At 64.2% G+C, this 18739-nt stretch carries 14 protein-coding genes and 1 tRNA gene; 6 read left to right on the forward strand and 9 right to left on the reverse strand.

Annotated elements, in window-relative coordinates; translation table 11 throughout:
- Nucleotides 1-76: 76 nt before the first annotated feature.
- Nucleotides 77-149: transfer RNA gene (locus ACLQI9_RS21485), tRNA-Arg, on the forward strand.
- Between the two features lie 47 nt (nucleotides 150-196).
- Here ACLQI9_RS21485 and ACLQI9_RS21490 read toward each other — a convergent pair.
- The gene (locus ACLQI9_RS21490; RefSeq protein WP_442382493.1) at nucleotides 197-1363 is read right to left on the reverse strand and encodes a site-specific integrase; all 1167 of its coding nucleotides are present in this window, start codon (nucleotides 1361-1363) and stop codon (nucleotides 197-199) included.
- An 80-nt stretch (nucleotides 1364-1443) separates the two neighbouring features.
- On the reverse strand, nucleotides 1444-1650 hold the full coding sequence (locus ACLQI9_RS21495; protein ID WP_442382492.1) for a helix-turn-helix transcriptional regulator: 207 nt from the start codon (nucleotides 1648-1650) through the stop codon (nucleotides 1444-1446).
- Between the two features lie 340 nt (nucleotides 1651-1990).
- On the opposite strand from ACLQI9_RS21495, the gene mobF reads away from it, so the two are divergent.
- The 3 genes from mobF to ACLQI9_RS21510 all read left to right on the forward strand — a co-directional run bounded on the left by mobF (nucleotide 1991) and on the right by ACLQI9_RS21510 (nucleotide 8434).
- Nucleotides 1991-4798 (forward strand): MobF family relaxase, encoded by a 2808-nt coding sequence (mobF, locus tag ACLQI9_RS21500; protein ID WP_442382491.1) that lies wholly within the window; start codon nucleotides 1991-1993, stop codon nucleotides 4796-4798.
- A 434-nt stretch (nucleotides 4799-5232) separates the two neighbouring features.
- Entirely contained in the window at nucleotides 5233-7407 is a 2175-nt protein-coding gene (locus tag ACLQI9_RS21505) for an MMPL family transporter (RefSeq protein ID WP_442392152.1), read from the forward strand.
- Between the two features lie 31 nt (nucleotides 7408-7438).
- Complete coding sequence (locus ACLQI9_RS21510) at nucleotides 7439-8434, forward strand: polyprenyl synthetase family protein (protein WP_442382489.1); 996 nt, start codon at nucleotides 7439-7441, stop codon at nucleotides 8432-8434.
- Nucleotides 8435-8648: 214 nt separating this feature from the next.
- On the opposite strand, the gene ACLQI9_RS21515 is transcribed toward ACLQI9_RS21510, so the two are convergent.
- The 6 genes from ACLQI9_RS21515 to ACLQI9_RS21540 form a co-directional block, all read right to left on the reverse strand.
- Entirely contained in the window at nucleotides 8649-9536 is an 888-nt protein-coding gene (locus tag ACLQI9_RS21515; protein ID WP_442382488.1) for a hypothetical protein, read from the reverse strand.
- Nucleotides 9533-10309 carry a cytochrome P450 gene (locus tag ACLQI9_RS21520; RefSeq protein ID WP_442382487.1) on the reverse strand — a complete coding sequence of 259 codons (777 nt, stop codon included), beginning with the start codon at nucleotides 10307-10309 and terminating at the stop codon, nucleotides 9533-9535. The genes ACLQI9_RS21515 and ACLQI9_RS21520 overlap by 4 nt, the downstream gene beginning before the upstream one ends.
- A gap of 421 nt (nucleotides 10310-10730) precedes the next feature.
- Nucleotides 10731-13391, reverse strand: coding sequence for a PEP/pyruvate-binding domain-containing protein (locus ACLQI9_RS21525; RefSeq protein ID WP_442382486.1), 2661 nt, complete (start codon nucleotides 13389-13391; stop codon nucleotides 10731-10733).
- Nucleotides 13391-14014 (reverse strand): methyltransferase family protein, encoded by a 624-nt coding sequence (locus ACLQI9_RS21530; protein ID WP_442382485.1) that lies wholly within the window; start codon nucleotides 14012-14014, stop codon nucleotides 13391-13393. The genes ACLQI9_RS21525 and ACLQI9_RS21530 overlap by 1 nt, the downstream gene beginning before the upstream one ends.
- Before the next feature lie 24 nt (nucleotides 14015-14038).
- On the reverse strand, nucleotides 14039-14881 hold the full coding sequence (locus tag ACLQI9_RS21535) for a hypothetical protein (RefSeq protein ID WP_442382484.1): 843 nt from the start codon (nucleotides 14879-14881) through the stop codon (nucleotides 14039-14041).
- Nucleotides 14882-15018: 137 nt separating this feature from the next.
- Nucleotides 15019-15216: a hypothetical protein gene (locus ACLQI9_RS21540; protein WP_442392153.1), complete on the reverse strand. Its 198-nt coding sequence runs from the start codon at nucleotides 15214-15216 to the stop codon at nucleotides 15019-15021.
- Between the two features lie 297 nt (nucleotides 15217-15513).
- Here ACLQI9_RS21540 and ACLQI9_RS21545 point away from each other — a divergent pair, with 297 nt between their 5' ends.
- Together ACLQI9_RS21545 and ACLQI9_RS21550 are read left to right on the forward strand one after the other, a co-directional pair.
- On the forward strand, nucleotides 15514-16533 hold the full coding sequence (locus tag ACLQI9_RS21545) for a polyprenyl synthetase family protein (RefSeq protein WP_442382483.1): 1020 nt from the start codon (nucleotides 15514-15516) through the stop codon (nucleotides 16531-16533).
- Complete coding sequence (locus tag ACLQI9_RS21550; RefSeq protein ID WP_442382482.1) at nucleotides 16533-17834, forward strand: hypothetical protein; 1302 nt, start codon at nucleotides 16533-16535, stop codon at nucleotides 17832-17834. Before ACLQI9_RS21545 ends, ACLQI9_RS21550 begins: the two co-directional genes overlap by 1 nt.
- Here the strand turns inward: ACLQI9_RS21550 and ACLQI9_RS21555 are convergent.
- Nucleotides 17831-18271 (reverse strand): SDR family oxidoreductase, encoded by a 441-nt coding sequence (locus tag ACLQI9_RS21555; RefSeq protein ID WP_442382481.1) that lies wholly within the window; start codon nucleotides 18269-18271, stop codon nucleotides 17831-17833. The genes ACLQI9_RS21550 and ACLQI9_RS21555 overlap by 4 nt on opposite strands.
- Nucleotides 18272-18739 lie beyond the last annotated feature (468 nt).

Below are 18739 nucleotides of genomic sequence, written 5' to 3' on the forward strand. Positions count from 1 at the left end.
GGGCACCATAACGCCACCCAAAGCCGCGATGCGCCCAAGAACGGCTAGTTTAGTCAGGGATTCAAAGATGTCTTAAGCCCTCGTAGCTCAGGGGATAGAGCACGGCTCTCCTAAAGCCGGTGTCGCATGTTCGAATCATGCCGGGGGCACAGGTCAGAGATGGTGTTTAGCCACCCTATCTAGTGGGATCCATCGTTTATTCATCGTTTATGGTGCGATCCAGCATGTCCGCGACAGCCGTATGGACGCGGCCACGGGCCATGTACTTGTCCTGCGTCATCGAGATTCGAGAGTGCCCGAGGTGGTCGGCGCCGATCCGCGCGGAAAGACCTTCGTCGTCAATGAGCGTGGCGACGGTCTTACGGAAGCTGTGCGTCGTCACCCTCGGCACTCCGAGATCATTTCGGACCTCGATCCAGCGCGCCCGGAAGTTGTCGGGGTCTCGATACGTGGCTGCCGTTGATGGGAAGATCATCGGTTGCTGTCCTAGGTACGGCAGACCGCGGCGAGCCGTCAGAACGATGACGGCGAAGCTGGGGAGCGGCAACGTGCGGCGGCCGGCGGCCGTCTTCGTCTCGTCGATTCGCATCAAACCCTTGCCCGCAGCCCGGATCACCTTTCCGGTGATCGTCAATGTGGCGGCCGACTCGTCGAAGTCCGTCCACTGCAGCCCAAGGAGCTCGGAGATGCGCAGTCCAGTCGCGATGAACAGCGTGATGGGGTCGACGAGATCGTGCCGCTGACACTTTTCGGACGCTCTCAATTTTGCGAGCAGATCGCGGAGCTCGTCGGCCGTCAACGCCTGGGCGCCCTTCGGTTGCGTCTTCGACCGCATCGGTGAGACGTCACGCACGGGATTCGAGGCGAGGACATTGGCCATCACCGCCAGGTGCAGGCCGCCCTTGAGGATGGTCTTCGATTGCACCGCCAACACGTCACCGTGTGCGTTGCGCATGGAACGGATCGCCGCGTCCAACCGCGCTGGGGTGGACTCACCTACGCGAACCCCGGCGATGATCTTGGCCAGCAGCTTCGCGCAGTACCGGTATGTATCGATCGTGCGCACGGCGCGGCCATCCTCCTCCAGTCGGTCGATGTGACGCTCGACGAGGGTGACGATCTTAGTGTCGAGCGTGACTTCGCCGCCGCCGGCAGCAACACGCTGACTTAGCACCTCGATCAGAGCGTCCTCGGCTTGCTTTCCGTGGTGATCGTGCTCGTCAGCCGGTCCGCGTCGCTCGACGATTCTAGTTACGCCGTCGGAATCACGGAACCGGGTGCGCGCCAGCCACACGCCGCCCCCGAGATACTTGCGGGTGATCTTCCCGTGTGATCCGATCCGCAGCGGCGGTCTGCCAGCCACCGGTCTACCCCTCGCCGCTTCCGACAGTGACGACCTCGCAGCGTAGTTCGTCTGATCGAGCCAACATCAAACCATGGTAATCAGGCGGGGTGACGCTTGTCCTCTGCGAATTGTTGACGTTCCCAGTCGATTACATCGCTTAGCAAGTAGCGCACGTGCCGGCCGATCTTGGCGTACCTCGGACCGGTGCCCTTGGAGGCCCACTCTGCGGGGGTCTTGACGGGCACTCCGTATCGGTCGGCGAGGTCCTGGCGGGTGATCCACTTGTCGTCTGTGTTCTCGTTCATGGCGGTCGCTTTCTTGTCGGTCCGCCCCCAATCGGATAAATCCACTGTAGGTCCGCTTCGGGCACCGATCGCCGCAAAATTGGCGCGACGTGACGCGGCTCCGTGCGCCAAATCCGGCTCCCCTCACTCTTACCTCCCAACAGTTCTCGCCTCTACCGCCTCCTATCTCAACCCATTCCCTCCCCGACTCATCTACTCTCATCACAACTCCAAACACTTTGCCGCCCTTCACTTCACGGATACCCGCCCAACCAACAAATGTTCGGCACATTTGCACAAGGTGCGAGAATGGTTGCGGCGCAACACACGCGCGGATATCCGGCTCAGAGCAGGTGAACCCTTGTTGACGATCTCGAAGCTCAAGCGGTGGTCGATCAACTACTACATCGACACCGCGAACACGGCCCAGTCTGCAACCCGGAATCTGCAGCGCGCCAACGGAGGGCTGGGCGAGTACTACTCCGAGCACGAGACCCGGACCCCGGTGTGGCTGCTGGCCGGCGACACCCATCGGGTCGCGGCGTTGACGGGTTTGACCGACGTGCAGCGCGCCGACGGCGAGGCCGATGCCGCGGTGGTGGCGCGTTGGCTCGACGACGGGGTCGCACCCAATGGCAGTCGGGGGCGCGCATTGGGTGCGCGCGCGGTGCACGGCTACGACTTGACGTTCTGCGCACCCAAGAGCGTCTCGCTGATCCGGGCGCTGCGCGGTGACGACGTCGCGACCAAGGCCATCGCCGACGCGCACACCACCGCACTGTCCGAGGCGATGGAGTACCTGGCCGTCCACGCCGGCTACACCCGGGTGCACAATCCCGTCACCGAGGAGAAGGACCTGGTGCGGCTACCGGGTCTGGTGGCCATCGCCTACCAACACGAAACCAGTCGCTGCGGGGACCCGCACCTGCACACCCACGTCATCGTGCCCAATCGGCAAGCCCGCGCCGACGGCGTCCTGGTGTCCATCGACGGGACCTCGCTGTACCACGAAGCCCGCGCCGCCGGCGTCATCTACCAGGCCACGCTGCGCCGCGAACTGCACCGCTCCCTCGGCATCGAGTGGACACCAGTGGATCCCGGCACGGGGATGGCCGAACTCGCAGGAGTCGACCGGGACACCATCACCGCGTGGTCGCGGCGCTCGTCGCAGCTCCGCGAATGGGCGGCGCACCACCTGGACTCAGTGGAGGGTCCGCTGACCGCGGCGCAGCTGGCGGCCGCGCAGAAGGCCACCCGCCCGGCCAAACCCGAAGAGCTCGCCTGGGCCACGCTGCAGCAGCAGTGGCAGCACGATGCGCGCGGCCTGCGCCTGGACCGCGGCGCCTTCGCGCAGGCGCGCGCGGTGCGCCGCGCGGCCGCGCGCACCGGGTTCGACCGCGCGCGGCTGGCTGACGCCGCGGCGCGCATCGACAAGGCGGCGTTCACCCGTGCTGACCTCGTCGAGATCGTCGGCGCGCAACTGCCCATCGACACCGAGCAGTCCCCGCGACAGCTGGTCGAAGCCGCCGTCGACGAGATCGGGATGCGGTTGACCGCGCCGCGCGCTGCGCATCAACGCGAGGGCCACGAACGGTTCACCTTGGACGGCATCCTCGTCGAGGAAATGGACGTGCTGGATCTGGTCGATGCCCGCGACGACCGGTCCCAACTTTGGATCCGAGAGGCCGACACCGCCGGACTGTCCCGGGATCAACGGACCGCGGTGCAGAACATCGCCCGCTCACCGTGGCTGGTGCAACCGTTGTCGGCGCCGGCGGGTGCGGGCAAGACCACCTCGCTGCGCGCCCTGCACGCCGCGGTGCACAACGGCGCCTACGGCCGGGTGCTGCTGCTGGCCCCGACCGGCAAGGCCGTCGACGTGGCCTTGCGCGAAGGCGCCGGCGATGAAGGCATGACCATCGCCAAAGCCCTGCAGTCGCTGCGCAACAACACCTTGCAGGTCAAGCGGCCCACCCTGGTCGTGGTCGACGAGGCCGGGATGGTGGGCAGCGACGACCTGCGCCAACTCCTCACCGCCACCACGAAGGCCGGCGCCAAGACCGTCCTGGTCGGCGACGCCCACCAGCTCGCCCCGGTCAAGGCCCGCGGCGGGATGTTCGCCCAACTGTGTGCGGATCTGCCCTGGACGCAGCACCTCTCGGAGGTGTGGCGGATGCGCAATCCAGAGGAGCGCGCCGCATCCCTCGCCCTGCGCGACGGTGGTCCCGAGCCGGTCCGCCAGGCGATCGACTGGTACCGCACCCACGGCCGCCTGCGGTGCGGGGATCCGATCGCAATGGCCACCGACGCCCTGGACGGTTATCGGAAGGACGTTGCCGTCGGCAAGGACGCCCTGCTGTTGTGCGACACCACCGAGATGGCCGACGCACTCAACCGCCGCATCCACGACGACACCATCCCCACCGAAGCGCCGACCGTCACGGCCGCCCGCGGGCAACGTATCGCCACAGGCGATCTCATCCTGTCCCGCCGCAACGACCCCACCCTCAACATCTGGGACGCCACCGACCGCGACAGTGCGGCTGCTGATCCGGTGCGAAACGGCGACCGCTGGCGCGTCGCCGCCATCGACACGAAGACGGGACGGGTCGCTGCCATCCGTCTCACCGACCGGGCGGGCGCCGTGTTCGACGCCGACTACGTCCGCGAACACATCACCCACGGCTACGCCACGACCGTGCACACCGCGCAAGGCGTCACTGCGGATAGCACGCACGCCGTTCTGGGTGAGAACATCACCCGCTCCATGCTCTACGTCGCGATGACCCGCGCCCGCGACGCCAACACCGCCTACCTCTACGAGCGAGCGACCGAGCAGGAATACGGTCCGACCTCACCCGACGGCCCGCATGTCCTGCAGCGCGGCACCAGCGGACAGGCCGCGCTGTTGGCCCGCACCGTCATCGACACCCACGACGACGTGCCCGTCACCGCGCATCAGGTCGCCGCCAACACACGACACCAACTCCTGCCCGATCGGATGAGGGGACTGCTCATGCGACGAGCCGCGGCCGTGCAGAACCGGCACACCGCCCACACCGAGTGGCAGAAGGCCACGGCCGCGTGGAACGCCACCATGTCTGAAAGTCGCGTCCGCGCAACCGAACGCAGTCGTAGCCACGGCCGCGACAGCGGAATCGAGCTCTAATCGAAGCACAAAGCCAACCCGCGTTTTGATCCCGTCGTCGTTAGGGGGACCCACCCGGCGTTGGGCTCACGTCACCTGCCCGTCGCTATGACCGCAGTCAGATGACCGCGCCTCAAGATCGCGACTAAGTAGTGCCGGGCCGAAACCGGGCGAGATTGCAGTGGGGTGCTACTGCGCTCGTTGCACCGAACGCGACTGATGATTTATCTGTCATAACACCAACGAAGAAGACACGAAGTGTCCGATAACTCATCGTGTTCTCCAACGCAGTTATGGCGGAAGGATGGCCGCGGTGTTATGGCGACGATCTCCCGACCCGCGACCGGCCAGAATCGCCGTACCCGTCGACGCAGGAGAAGGCAATCATGCTAGAGCGGATTGCACGACTAGCAGTGGCCCGGCCGAAGGCGGTTCTCGCCGCGACCTTGGTACTCATGGTTGCCGCAGTTGCATATGGGTCGGGGATCAGCGAGCGGCTGGCAGGCGGCGGCTTCTATAACGGTTCTTCCGAATCGCAGCGCGCCGCCGCCGCGCTCGAGCAGCGTTTTCACGTCGGCAAACCGAACCTGGTGATTCTCGCAACCAACACCGGCGGCGGGTCTGTCGACGATCCCGTTGCGGTTGCCGCCGGCGAGGCGCTAACTCAACAGCTTGCCGCCACGCCCGGTATCACGACGGTCAGCTCGTACTGGGGACCAGGCCAGTCCGAATTGCTACGTAGCAAAGACGGGACGAAGGCGCTGATCGTGGCGCACGTCGAAGGCGATGAGCGCGGGTTCGCGGCGGCGGCCAGACGTCTCATCGCTACCTACCGCGGCACCGAGCACGGTCCGCTGAAGCTTGAACTCGGCGGCGAGGCGGTCAGTTACGACGATGTGACCGATCAGCTCAACCACGACCTGGGGATCAGTGAAGCAGTCGCGTTGCCGATAGTCCTGGTGCTGATAACAGTGGTGTTCGGCAGTCTCGTCGCAGCCGGCTTGCCGGTCGTAATCGGTGTGCTTTCGATCGTGGGTTCGCTAGGCCTCCTCGCGTTGTTGTCGGTTGTCACCCCGGTGTCCAACTATGCGCTCAACGTGACGACGATCCTCGGTCTGGCTCTGGCGATCGACTACAGCCTTCTGGTGCTGACCAGGTTCCGGGAGGAGCGAACTCGGGCTCAGTCCCTCGATGATGCGATCATCGAGTCGGTTCGAACCGCCGGCCGCACGGTCGTATTCTCTGCGACTGCGGTGGCGCTGTCGGTGCTGGCGCTGCTTGTCTTCCCGATGATGTTCCTGCGTTCGATCGCCTACGCGTGTGTCGGTGTGATACTGCTCGCGACGGCGTGCGCGCTCGTTGTCATGCCCGCCATGTTGCGACTTCTGGGCTCCCGAATCGACTCGCTCAACGTGCGCCGGGTGATTCCACAGGTGTTTGGGCGTCGCGCACCGGCCGAAGCGCGGGCTGAGGAAGACGGGTTCTGGTTCCGCAGTTCACGGTTGGTCATGCGTAGGCCGGTAGTGATGGGGGGCGCGGTTCTGCTCCTGGCGCTCATGCTTGCGGCACCTTTCGGTGCCATCCGCTTGACCTCTGCGGATGACCGATCGCTGCCGGCGACGATTGAAAGCCGAAGTGTCGGCGACGTGGTCCGCTCCGAATTCCCGGCACAAGCGACCGCTGCGATGGATGTGATCCTCGAAGGCTCCGCGGGTGCGGATCAGCTGGACGGGTACGCCGGAGCGCTGTCACAGTTGCCGCACGTCGTGGCCGTCAAGCTGGGAATGACAAGCTATGTCGACGGGCAACGGATTGGCGAAAGGCCGGTGCCCGACGCGAATGGCGCCTATCTACGGCTGATCCCAGACGTCGATCCCTACAGCGACGCGGCCATGCAGCTGCTTGATCAGGTACGCCAAACCCCAGCTCCAGATACCGTGCATGTCGGTGGACTCACTGCAGAGAACATCGATACCAAAGATGCTTTGTTTGACCGAGTTCCGTTGGCCGCGGCTCTGCTCGTGCTGGCGATGTTCAGCGTCCTGTTCGCGTTCACCGGAAGCGTGGTACTGCCGATAAAGGCGTTGCTGCTCAACGTAGTCAGCTTGTCTGCGACTCTCGGCGCGATGGTGTTCATCTTTCAGGAGGGTCACCTTAAGTGGCTGGTTGGAGATTTCGCTGTCACCGGGACACTGGCTACACCGACGCCGATCCTCATCATTTGTCTCGCGTTCGGGCTGTCCATGGACTACGAAGTGTTCCTGTTGTCGCGCATCACTGAGGAGTATCGCGCGCACGGCGACACCAACCTCGCGGTGATGTGCGGGCTGCAACGCGTTGGCCCCGTCGTCACTGCGGCGGCACTGATCATGTCAGTCGTGTTCATGGCGATGGCCACTTCTCAGGTGTCGTTCGTCAAGTTGCTAGGCGTCGGGTTGACGCTAGCAATCCTGTTCGACGTCACACTCATTCGTACGGTACTCATGCCCGCCGCGATGAGGCTGATGGGTCGCGCGAATTGGTGGGCGCCTCGTTGGCGACGGCCTCCTGCGCATCTGCTCGTGAGTGGGGCCCGTCGTAGGCATCAACTGACCGTGCGCCAATTGACAGCGCAATCGGCAGCGAATTGACATGCAAGCGCTACGACGCGATGCGTTCGAAATGACTGCACAGCAACGCGTGCTGGCGGAGGTCGCAGCACAAGCTTCGGCGATGACCAAACGGCTGTTGGCCAGCAATTCAACCGGCGATCGCGCGATGGGGACGTTCGTCGACACGTTCTTCGCCATGATTCCGTTGGACGGCTCCGCGCCCAGCATCAACGGCATCGTCATGCTGCCCGTGCTCGTTTTCGGCGCCGAGACCGCTGCGCCGATGCGCGCGACACCCGTAGCGCTTATTCACACACTGTGGTGGGCGGCGGCGCGGTATCTGGACGACATGATCGACACTCCGCAACTCGCTCGGTCCGATCCCGCGGAATTCAACCGCGGGGTGATGACCGCAATTGCGGTGGGTAATTATCTGCCGCTCAATATCTTTGGCGACCTGGCCGTATCCGATGCCGTCCGGTTTCGTCTGATCACCGAGTACAGCAACGGATGTATCGACGCACTAAGCGGACAGCTGACCGACCTGGATCTCAACGCGGAGACCGCAACTCTCGACGATGTGCTGCGCAACTACGAGAACAAGACGGGCGCGCCCTACGGGATGTCCACCGCGCTCGCCGCGCAGCTCGCGGAGTGCGATGCCGACCGGGTCGATGCCTGGCGCTCGTTCGGTAGGGCGCTCGGAGTGCTTCGTCAACTGGTCAACGACCAGCGCGACCTGGTCACCGAGCGCGACGAGGACCTGCGAAACGGCACTGCGACCTATCTGCTCGTTCATCTTCTAGGCACCGTGTCGACTGCCCGACGTGCGGAACTGATCGGCCTTCACCGGCAAGCGCGCACTTCGGAGGAGGCGCGGGCTGAACTGAAGCGAGCGATGTTGGCGGCGGACATCGTTTCCAGCTACGCAGAGACGATCCAGCCCATCGTCCGTGCCGCTCGCGACACGCTCGCGTCGCTCGGTGGTGACCCGCAGTGTGTCACTGAGCTAGCCGGGCTCATCGACGAGACGGTTTCCTACTTTCCGCAGTTTCAACTCCGATGACGCAAGGACCTATGAGCACCGACGGATGGATCAGCGCTCTCGAGTCGGGGTGGCGACATAGGGATCCAAATGCGATCGCCTGCCTCTTCACCGAGGATGCGTACTACCATCGCGGCGCGTTCGGTGAACCACAGCGTTTCTTCCGAATCGCAGCGCGCCGCTGCCATGCTCGATCGATTCGATGAAGAAGTTCGAAAGTCGCATGGGCGGCCTTCTAACCGACCGCTCCGACGACGGCGAAGGCGACCAGCGTGCCCAGTAGGCCGAGGGTTGATACCGCCGCCGGCCATCGGTTGTCCTTATGGCTGAGGTACTTGATGCCGAATGCGGCAACACCGATCGCAGGCAACGCGACGAATGCCTTGGAGAGCGGCGAAACATGCGCGGCGACAACGAACAGCGCCACGGCGAGCGGTCCGGAGCCGATCGTGAGCAACAATGTTGTCAGGTAGCCGAGGGAATTGGTATAGCTGCGTTCCCCTACCGCGGGCCGGCGGGCCAGCTTCTTTCCAAATTCGAGCTGGCTGGCGCACAGTGTCAGGATCAGAATTCCCAAAGCGCAAACGTATGCGTCCGGCACCTCGTGCTGGATCTCGATGAACGCCACGAACAGGTACACATACAGCAGCAGTTGAACCGGGAAGCCAATGAGCACGTTCAGGACTAGGTTGTCACCGCGCGTAGCGAGAAATCGTTGTCCGACCGCCAACACCGCGGCGGCGTACAGAAGCTGACCGACGATGACGACCATTCCGGCGTGGAAGAACAGGTTGACGGCGACAATGGTCGTCACGCACGCGGCGGTGAGCGTGGAGAGATCCCGAAGCTGAATCGCTCCGGAGGCTACTGGGCGTTGTGGGTCCGCGACCCGGTCGTAGTCCTGGTCTCGGATGTCGTCGATCACCCGCATGATCAGCAAGTCGGCCAATAGGGTGACGGTGACTATCCCCAGCAACGGAATCGCACTGGCAGTGATGCGGTCTCCAGCTAGCGCCGCGAACAGACCGATTCCTCCGGTGCCGAACGCCAAGGCGTACACCGTTGAAAGGACTGGTGGATACCTGGTGAGAATGAAGTTCGAGATACCGACCGCAGCGGTCATTGTCCGCCTCCTTGCCACATCACCGGCAGGCTCCGTACCCCCCGGGTGAACATCTGGGTGCGCCAATCGATCTCGGACGGAGTCACAAGAGTTAGTCCGCCCAGTCGGGACAGCACGGTTTGCAGGCCAACTTGCAGTTCGAGGCGAGCGAAAGCCATTCCGACGCACTGGTGCCGACCGTGGCCGAATCCGAGGTGCGGGTTCGGACTCCGCTGCGGGCAGAACTCGTCAGCGTCCGGGAACACATCGCGATCGCGGTTGGCGACATCAAGGATGGGCACAACGATTTCGCCCTTTGAAATCAGACGGTCGCGCAGCTTCACGTCAGCGGTTGCGATGTGCGGACGCCCCGCTGTACCACCGATCGTGCCGCCGAACCAAACCCAACGCAGCAGCTCTTCGACCGCGGAAGGAATCTGCTCGGGATATCGGCGAAGCGAATCCACCACTCCGGGCTGCTGAAGTACCTCAATGAGACTCAGTGCGAGGTGACTGGCGGTCGTCTCTGCGCCCGACATGAGCAGCCCCTTGGCGAGCATGACGATCTCTGCGTGGGTCAATCTGTTTGAGGATTCGTCCTGTACCAGCGCATCGATCAGCCCGCCCGCTGTCGTTTGGCTACGCGATCGACCGACTCGACTCTCGAAGTAGTCGTGCAAGTCGCGGTTAGCTTTCGCGACCTCGTCAGGTTGGTCGTGACCAGCTGACCATGCGACCGTTATTCGCGGCACCAGAAAAGGCAGATCGGCGGTGTCCAGCCCGAGGAGGGTCATGTGTACGAGGTTCGGAAATGGCTGGCAGAACTGCGTGAAGATGTCAGCTGGTGGCCCCGCCGCTAGCAGGTCGTCGAGAAGTTGATCGGCGACGCGGCCAATGAGCGGCCGAGCCTTCTCAGCCCGTCGCTTCGTAAACCATCCTTGAACGGCCTGGCGCCGGCGTGTGTGGGTTGGCGGATCCGAGGTGGCCAGTGCTAGAGGCAGATCGGCGCCCGCGCCAACGGTGGGCACGTGAAATTGTGCCCGACTGAAGCGGTTGTCACTCAACACGGTTCGTACGTCGCACTGACGAGTTACGGCAATCGCCGCCGTGCCGTCAGCCAACGTGATGTCGAGGGTCGGTTTGTTGCGAAATAGATCGACATGATGTTGCGGGAGCGAAGTACGCGGACAGCTCTCTAGCGGCAATTGCATGATGTCACCGCGGTCTCTGCAAGTAGGGGCGGAGGATGCGGACAATGCCCGACCTCCCGTCGATCTCGACCTCGTCGCCATCGGATATCTTGGAAGTCGCGCCGGGAACCGCTACTACGGTCGGGATACCGAGCATCCGTCCTGTTATTGCGGTGTGGGAGACCATGCTGCCGCGCTCGACGACGAGTCCCGTTGCGTTGAGCATCAGTGGTAGCCATCCAGGATCGGTTTCGCGGGCGATCAGGATCCGCCCAGCGCAGTCACTCGGCGGAATATCCGGTCGCAGCACCAATTTCGCGCGACCACGGGCGATCCCGGCGCTGGATGGAAGACCGGTCAGTTCGGTGCTGGAACCTGCCGTCGCCGATGTGGCAGCCCCGCGACGAAGGTCGGCGGCAGCGATCGGTGGCGGGGCAGTTGTGAGATTGCCTGCGAGGGCGGGCCGATCGCACGATCGTAGATAGGCGTCTTTTCGGGTCCGCGCCAGGACGCGAAGGTCGGGGTGTGTGGAGGTGCCGTCGAAGGCACCCAATAATTCCTCGGCCTCCAGATGAACATAGTCCTCGGGTGAGTCCAGACACCCTGCAGCGGCTAGGTCAGACCCAAGTCGACGCATGACCTCCCGCGAGAATCCGTATAGCTGGGTGCGGCAGAACCGGGTGTCCTCGCGAGCTTTCGCCAAGAACCTACCCACCCGCAGCGCGGCGCGAAGAATGGCGCGTCTCCATCGTGACGGGCAAATGCGGCGTAGTTCATCGAGTGCGGCTGTGGCCGCGGTCGATTCCTGAAGCCGCGTCTGCTGCATTGTCGCTCCCGCCGCAACGAACGGCCGCAGGGCGTCGATGACCATCTCAGGTCTCTGGCGTGGCGTCGGCTCCTCGATCTTGAGGTCGTGCATGGCGCGATCGCCGAATTTCCTGAGGTGCGTAAGGGCATCGGACTCCAGTTTGCCGCCGTAGGCGCCCCGTGCGATACGGTTCCAGGTATCGCGTGCGTCGGCAGTCAGCACTCGCGCCGACAACGCGGGGTTCGCGTTTATCTGCTCGGCGAGCGCCACCGTGGAGTGCACCGACTGCAACGTTCGGTTCGGCGGCCCTCCGGGCAACAGCACAGTGAGGTCCACCTCAGGGGAGTTGGTCCACCGCTGCAGCAGGACGCTCGCCGCGACATAGCCGGCGAGGGCGAGATAGCTAGCTAGAATCGTTATGCCCCAGTGTGATTCGGCTTCTGACCACACTCGGCGGTACGTCGCGACTATTTCTTCAACCGGCTTTTGCGACAGTTCTGCCCCGAGGATGTGCTGGGCATCCCACCAGGACAAGAATCTCCGCAATTTGCGGGGAAAACTTGTGGCCGCCCATATCAGTCGCGGTGAACGTCCGATAATGCGTGTGATGGCATGGCGGTCGAGCACTTGGCCCGGGTTGGGATGTCGTTCTGCGAGCCCCAAAGACCGCTCCCACATCGGACGAAGCACGTCCCATCCGGGGAGCTGGCTGTGTAGTGCGTACCACGCGTCTAGGCGGTAGTAGGCCCGGCCGTCGAGGTATCCGATCATGCGACGGAGTTGGTGCTCCCGACTCCGCAGTTGGCTCTCAGGGACTCCGACGATGCGATAGAAGTCGCGGAAACTCATGCGGTAGAAGACTTGTGCGTGCGAGTACGTCATCGCGGTGGTCACGCCCGGAAAGCTCTCAGTCAGATTGTGATTGGTCCATTCGATCGTGGTCGCCGGCGTTTGGGGCGACGTGGCGGGCCGCGCCTGCACCAGGTGAATCGCTGAGTCGGCCGTGACGACGCCCTCTATGTCCTGGGGTCCCGACAACAGCCGCTCGGTGGTCTCCGCCAGCGCTGCGATCTGACTGATGTGCGCATCGGAGAACACCGGTCGGTCGGCGAGTCCATCCGGCACCCGATATTCGGCAACGCCACCGCACGGTGCTCGGCGGAGCATTCTCTTCTTGTGCGAGATGAGCCGCCTGATTCCGTCCGCAGATACGAAAAAGTGGTCGATATCGGCATGTTCGGCTACCGCACCTTCTCCGATGCCGTAGACCGCAGCGACCACAGTTTCTTTGGCTCCGGTAGCAGGATCGTGAGTGAACGCGACAAACGACCGCTCGCCATCCATCATCTGCTGGATGCCGACGCAGATGCTGAGGACTCGGGGGTCGATTCCTCGCCGCGTGCGGTAGAGTACCGATCTGACGCTGAAAAGCGATGCGGTACAGGCTGAAACGGCATCGATGAGCGCGTCGGCACCAACGTACAAGTAACTATCTGTGAGCCCCGCGAACGGGTCGGCGGCGTCATCTTCGCCCGGCTGTCCCTGGCGGCCGACCACGCATGCTCGGACTGCGACGTCCGGTGAGCCGAGGGCGGCGTATCTGTCCCGGATCTCGGCTTCTGTCTCCGGCATGAGGCGCATGTGTTCGGCAGCGCTGCGAGCCGCCTCGGCCCAGGCAGTCAATTTCTCGACACTGGCGCCGACACCAGGAAAGGTGCCAACCACATCGGCGATGGCTGTCCACGGAGTTTCTCTGACGACGCAGAAGAACGGCGGGACGGAAACTCCGGCATCGCGCAACTGTTGCTGGCGGCTGAACTTGTGCCCAACCACGCTAGCGTCAGCCAGTTCTGCAGGTGCGTCAATGATCTTGATCATCACCACACCCCCGGCACAATCCGGCATCGTATGTTGGCGAAGGCGCGATATTGGGGCGATTCGGTGAGGATGTCTTCTTCGATCCTGATGCGCCAGAGAACCGCGGCGACAAGGAGAGTCAGTGCCGCGATACTCGCGGGACTCGAGAAGTAACCGGCAAAACCGATGTTGGCGAGCAACATCCCGGCATAAGCAGGATGGCGCAGCACCCTATACGGCCCGGATGAAATGAGGCCACCCTCGGAGATCCGCACCACTCGGTGCGAATAGTGGACGCCGAGTTCGTGAATCGCCCATGCGCGTAACGTCACACCAACAACGAAAACCCCCGCCAGCACGATACCGAACTTGTCGGGCACCGCGGGCGCGGAGTACGCAGCCGTAAGTGCCGTCGTGACCCGCGCTACCGCGTACGGAACGAGGGTGCGAGTCTCCGCAGCCGACTGTGTTGGTGTCCCGACAGTGATTCGTGCTTCGGAAAGCACCCACACCAGATATGCGGCGACGAAAGCCGCTGCAGCGAGGCGCCCGCCGACAACGTGTGCCGCGACCGCAATGGTAAGGCCGATAACGGTCAGTGCCAACAGAGTACGAAGAATGTACATGGCGACTCGATCAGTCATTGCTAGCCTCCATCGAGTCAGGGTCTAGCCCGCGCGCAATTGCGCATACTCGACTTCGTCGACGCACCGGCTCGCGATGACGATCGAGCCGACTTTGATCGCTCGATCTCCTACTGCGTGCACATCGATGTGGAGTTTGCGCGTCTGTTCTGGCGGAGTGGGCTGCCACGACAACGCCCGCGTCATGTGACCCTGCGGCACCGCAGTGGGCACGTCTGCGGTGAGCCCGACGAATATCATCTTCGTCCCCATTGGATGCTGACCCCATACGTGAAGAATCGCGATGACGAACTGGCGGGCGGCCTCGATAATGGAGGCGACCGCGCTGGCCCGCGGCGGTATTCCGCCGATGGCGGCCTGCTCATGTACGCGGACCCAGACGCGTCCGGCGTCGACGGTGAGCGGGCCGACTGCGATATTTCCGGGGTCGGCCCGGTGCACAAGTTCACTCGGGATCGAGCCGTTCCCAAATGCTGGCACCGGGGCGAGCTGCGCAGGCAGCGCGGTCTCGCGTCGGCCCAGCAGTCCCCTCGCTACGCTGCGGCCTGATTGGATGAATTCGAATGGGTTTCCACCCGATTCGCGGGTCGCACTCACCTCAACCGGGGCGTCGAGCTCGCAGAATTCGGTAAAGGTGAGACGGAAACTCACATTGGCCGGCCGCAGCATCGCTGCGTGCTCAGCCAATTCAAGACCAGCCACCACCAGCAGCATTCCCGGCACGTGATCGAGCGGATGGTCGAAGAACACAGGGTCTTGAAGATCCACGCGGATAAGCCCGCGAGAAACGCCTCCGCTTGGTGCCAAGTCCAGTTCAATCGTGCGTCCGGAAATCACCCGGGGCGTACTCGGTGCAAGTGCATGCATCGTTGCCTCCTCCGCTCGTTTGCGCCGTCTCCGATCCGACGCAAAGGACCACTGCAATAGGGATCGTCACTCGAATTCGGGGGGTGGCTCTCAGTAGAGCCCTACTGCAATCCACGCTCGTCTCGGCGCGGTACTACTCAGTCGCAGGATTGAGCTGTTTTGCTCGGGCTGCCGGCGGTAGATCGCACGCTCTGCGTTGTGCCGCTGAGCCGCGCCCACGGATCGGAAACCCTGGCGCTGCCCACGCTGCTGGCGGGCGGGACGCTGTTGCTGAAGTCGCCGAAGTACAGATCTGCGGGCTCGCGGAGCTGCACGCGATCTGCATGAATCGTCACGACGGCGAGCGGATGAACGACGACTCCATGTCGATCGTTGGACAGCAGGCCCGTTGGGAACGGATGCGTTGAGGACGAAGTCCCGCGTACGGATTTGGCGGATCAGTAGAGCCGGCTTGTCGGCGTCGGCGACCGGTCGCTCAAGATCAGGCTTAAGTAGTACCGCGCCGAAATCGGGCGAGATAGAAGTGGCGCACTACTGCGCTCCCTGCACCACACGGCAGCGACGATTTCTGTGGTGAAACGAAACGCCGGATCCGGTGGCCGTGTTTCGAGGACATCGCAGAAGGAATGATGATGGTTGAGGCAAGCATATTGGTCGCATCCGACGGCTTCAGCGTCGACCACCCTTCGCTGACCAGCCCATCCGATCAGTTGCCCCTGGTCGCCGATCGGTTGCGCGAAATCCTTGTCAACGGTGGCGGTTTCGATGCAATCTACCGTCACATCCTTGCCGTCCCCGGTAAACGGGTCCGATCCGCGATGGTGCTGGCCTGTGCCCGTCTGCTGCCCTCGGCTGCCGCAGTGCCGCTGCGCGGCGCCGTCGATGTGGCGTGCGCGATCGAGATGATCCACGAGGCGTCGCTCGTTCACGACGACATCTGCGACGGATCGCTCTTGCGGCGCGATGCGCCGTCAGTACCGGCCGCGTTCGGCGTCCGCACCGCCGCCCGGGCGGGATTTCATCTGGTCGGCAACGCTTTACAAGTACTCGCACGAGTGCTGGCCGACAACCCGGCGGTGTTCGCGCGGCTCGGTGAGGCCCCCGGCGTCACCTACCTCGACCGCATCTCGGACCTGTCTTTCGGGCAGCTCATCGAGACCCTGCCACCTGCCGTCGACGACGCCGCCATGCGCAGGCACTACGAACTGGTGGCCGGGGCGAAGACTGGCACGCTGTTCCGGCTGGCCTGCTCGTACGGCGGCACGGCGGGCGGCCTCGACCACAATCAGCTGTGCGCCCTGATGCGGTATGCAGACAAACTCGCCCTCGCCTTTCAGATCATGGATGACGTCCGCGACGTCGAGGGCGGCCCCTCGCTGGGCAAGGAGGCGGGTGGCGACCTCGACCGCCGGGTGCCGACCTGGCCGGTGATCGAATGGCTGGCCACTCGGCCCGGTTCCCATGACATGTGGCTCTCCGGATCGACTTCCAGTGCCGACCTGCAGGCCGATCTTGTGCGCAGCGGGGCCACCCGAGCTGCCCGTGCCGTAGCCGTGGGCGCCGCCGAGACGGCCCGTCGGACGATAGACGTGTTCCCGCCCTCCCCCGCGCGTGAGTTCTTGCGCGAACTCTCGGTGCGGGTGGTGTCCTGATGAGGGGGGGCCGGTTCGGCACCCTGGCCCACGGGCTGAGGTACCTGCACCGCGCATCGGACTTGGCCGCGATGCGGGCCGCCCGCTCACCCCATGAGCTGGCCAGGCTGGCACTGATCCCGGCGGCCCGGAACCTCGGCGTCGCGGCCGGTTTCCTTCCCGCGGACCTACGCGCCGAGGCTATCGCCGCACTGCTAGCTTGCCGGGTGCTCGATGCCTACGAAGACTTGAGCGACCGCGCGTGGGCGGGCGACGCCGTCGTGACCGCCGTGGACTACCTCAACGGTGACACCGAGATCCCGCCACCGCCGCTAAATGCGATAGCCGTCCGCGACAGCGAAGCGGTCGATCTGGTGATGGCGGAGCGTATCCGCGACGTGCGGGCGCTGCTGTCGGAACTGCCCTTCGAGGGGCGCAAACGGGTCGGCCGAATGCTGGCCGATGTCGGCCAGGTGATGGCCCACAACCTCCATTCCCCGCTGCGGCGGACCGCCTACGGCGAGGGCGTGCTCGGTCGGGTGGCGTTATACGTGTGCTCACTGGTCGCCGAAGATGCCTGTGCGGAGGTCGATTTTACTGAGCTGGCCGGATGCATCGGCGTCACTTTCCAGTTGGTTAGCGACTTGCGGGATGGCGAACTGGCACTGTACGGCGCTGGCGACCGCGAGGAACTGGTCCGGTCGGTGATGCTGCGCGTGCTGGCCCCCGCGCTGGGCAGCTTCGCTCTGCTTGCCCGGCTCGGCCCGTGCACCCCTCGTCGCGGCGCCCGGACGGCGATGGCCTATATGACCATTACGACGACCGCCTTCTTGTGCGCGGCCGTCGGGGCGCCGGCACCCTACCGGCGACGGCTACAGTTGGCCGGGGCCGTGCTGGCCGCCCACTCACCCGCTCATTGGGCCAGGATGATGACGCGAGTGCGCCGTTCCGCCGATGGGGCGATCCACCGGCTGCTAGATGCGTCGCCCAACCGCTTTGTCAAGGCTCGCCTTGCTGCCGGGTCGGGCTCGGCAGACGTCCTCGCTCTTGGTGATCCGCGCTCGATGCCGCCCTCGATGGGTCCGCTTATCGTGGGCGCCACCTTCGCGCTCGTCGAAGCCCTGCCGGTAGAACCGCTGACCGGCGAACTGCCCGAGTCACAAGTGCGCCGCATGATGATCGCCGACCATCTAGCCTTCGGCGCCCTGGAACGGCTGCGAACCCGCGACGCCGACGCTATGCGGGCCCTCGCAACGCAATTCCAGCTCACCGCCCTCGACCCGCTGTCTAGGGAGCAGACGCTGCGGCCCGGCAAGCACTAGATGATGGGGAGTTCGCCGCCGTCGACGATCAGGCTGGCTCCGGTGATCCATTGCGCCCGGTCCGAGGCGAGGTAGGCGACGGCCTCGGCGATGTCTCGCGGATCTCCGGGGCGACCCAGCGGGATGCCCGCCGTGGTGTCGGTGAGTGAGACGCCCATCGCGTCGGCGAAGTCCTGGCGGATCGCGTCGGCGCCCGGGGTGAGCACGTTGCCGGGCACGATCGTGGTCACGCGGATTCCGGTCGGCGCGAGCTCGGCGGCGAGCGCTTTGCCGTAGGCGTTGAGCGCAGCCTTCGCAGCACCGTAGTGGGCCAACGGCGGCGCGGGCGTGAGCGCCGCTCCCGAGGAGATGTTGACGATCACGCTGCCCGCCCCGGCCTCGCGCAGCGCCCGCAAGAGCGCGTTGTCCCGGACGGCGGGCTGATCCTCACGACGCATCGCGGGCTCGAGGCGCTCGCCAAGGCGGGAGTCGACACGGACACGAGGAACCGCATCGCCAACGCCATGATCGACAGCATCGCGCTCACTTCAGGATTCGAGCCCCCGCTAGTTTGACTCGAGTGGTTAAGCGGGCATCCGCATCGCGCTCACGACCTCCTCAGTGGTGATGACAGCGTGCGCGAGGAATGCGTAGTTGATGAGTTCAAGCCATCGTTTATTCATCGGTTATGGTCAAGAATCGACGACGGCTAGCAAGAACCGATGGGCATCAAGAAGCCGAAAGTCCGCTGGTGGCAGACAGTTTCCGAGAATCGATGGGCGTCGTTCAAACCTCACTGCTCCTAAAGCCGGTGTCGCAGGTTCGAATCCTGCCGGGGGCACCAGTGTTTTAGCAGTTCAGAGGCTATTTCTGCCTAGACTGACATGCCGTGTGCCATCCATGTGCCATCCCCCTTCGCCTGCTCG

The organism is Mycobacterium sp. (genome assembly GCF_052143115.1).
Lineage (GTDB): Bacteria > Actinomycetota > Actinomycetes > Mycobacteriales > Mycobacteriaceae > Mycobacterium.

Bases quoted from the DNA above. Each gene is read 5' to 3' on its own strand.
- ACLQI9_RS21495 (WP_442382492.1), bottom strand. From the start codon at position 1,650: ATGAACGAGAACACAGACGACAAGTGGATCACCCGCCAGGACCTCGCC.
- ACLQI9_RS21550 (WP_442382482.1), top strand. From the start codon at position 16,533: ATGAGGGGGGGCCGGTTCGGCACCCTGGCCCACGGGCTGAGGTACCTG.
- ACLQI9_RS21520 (WP_442382487.1), bottom strand. From the start codon at position 10,309: ATGACCCTCCTCGGGCTGGACACCGCCGATCTGCCTTTTCTGGTGCCG.
- ACLQI9_RS21505 (WP_442392152.1), top strand. From the start codon at position 5,233: ATGGTTGCCGCAGTTGCATATGGGTCGGGGATCAGCGAGCGGCTGGCA.
- ACLQI9_RS21515 (WP_442382488.1), bottom strand. From the start codon at position 9,536: ATGACCGCTGCGGTCGGTATCTCGAACTTCATTCTCACCAGGTATCCA.
- ACLQI9_RS21545 (WP_442382483.1), top strand. From the start codon at position 15,514: ATGGTTGAGGCAAGCATATTGGTCGCATCCGACGGCTTCAGCGTCGAC.
- ACLQI9_RS21535 (WP_442382484.1), bottom strand. From the start codon at position 14,881: ATGCATGCACTTGCACCGAGTACGCCCCGGGTGATTTCCGGACGCACG.
- ACLQI9_RS21555 (WP_442382481.1), bottom strand. From the start codon at position 18,271: ATGCGTCGTGAGGATCAGCCCGCCGTCCGGGACAACGCGCTCTTGCGG.
- ACLQI9_RS21525 (WP_442382486.1), bottom strand. From the start codon at position 13,391: ATGATCAAGATCATTGACGCACCTGCAGAACTGGCTGACGCTAGCGTG.
- ACLQI9_RS21510 (WP_442382489.1), top strand. From the start codon at position 7,439: ATGACTGCACAGCAACGCGTGCTGGCGGAGGTCGCAGCACAAGCTTCG.
- ACLQI9_RS21530 (WP_442382485.1), bottom strand. From the start codon at position 14,014: ATGACTGATCGAGTCGCCATGTACATTCTTCGTACTCTGTTGGCACTG.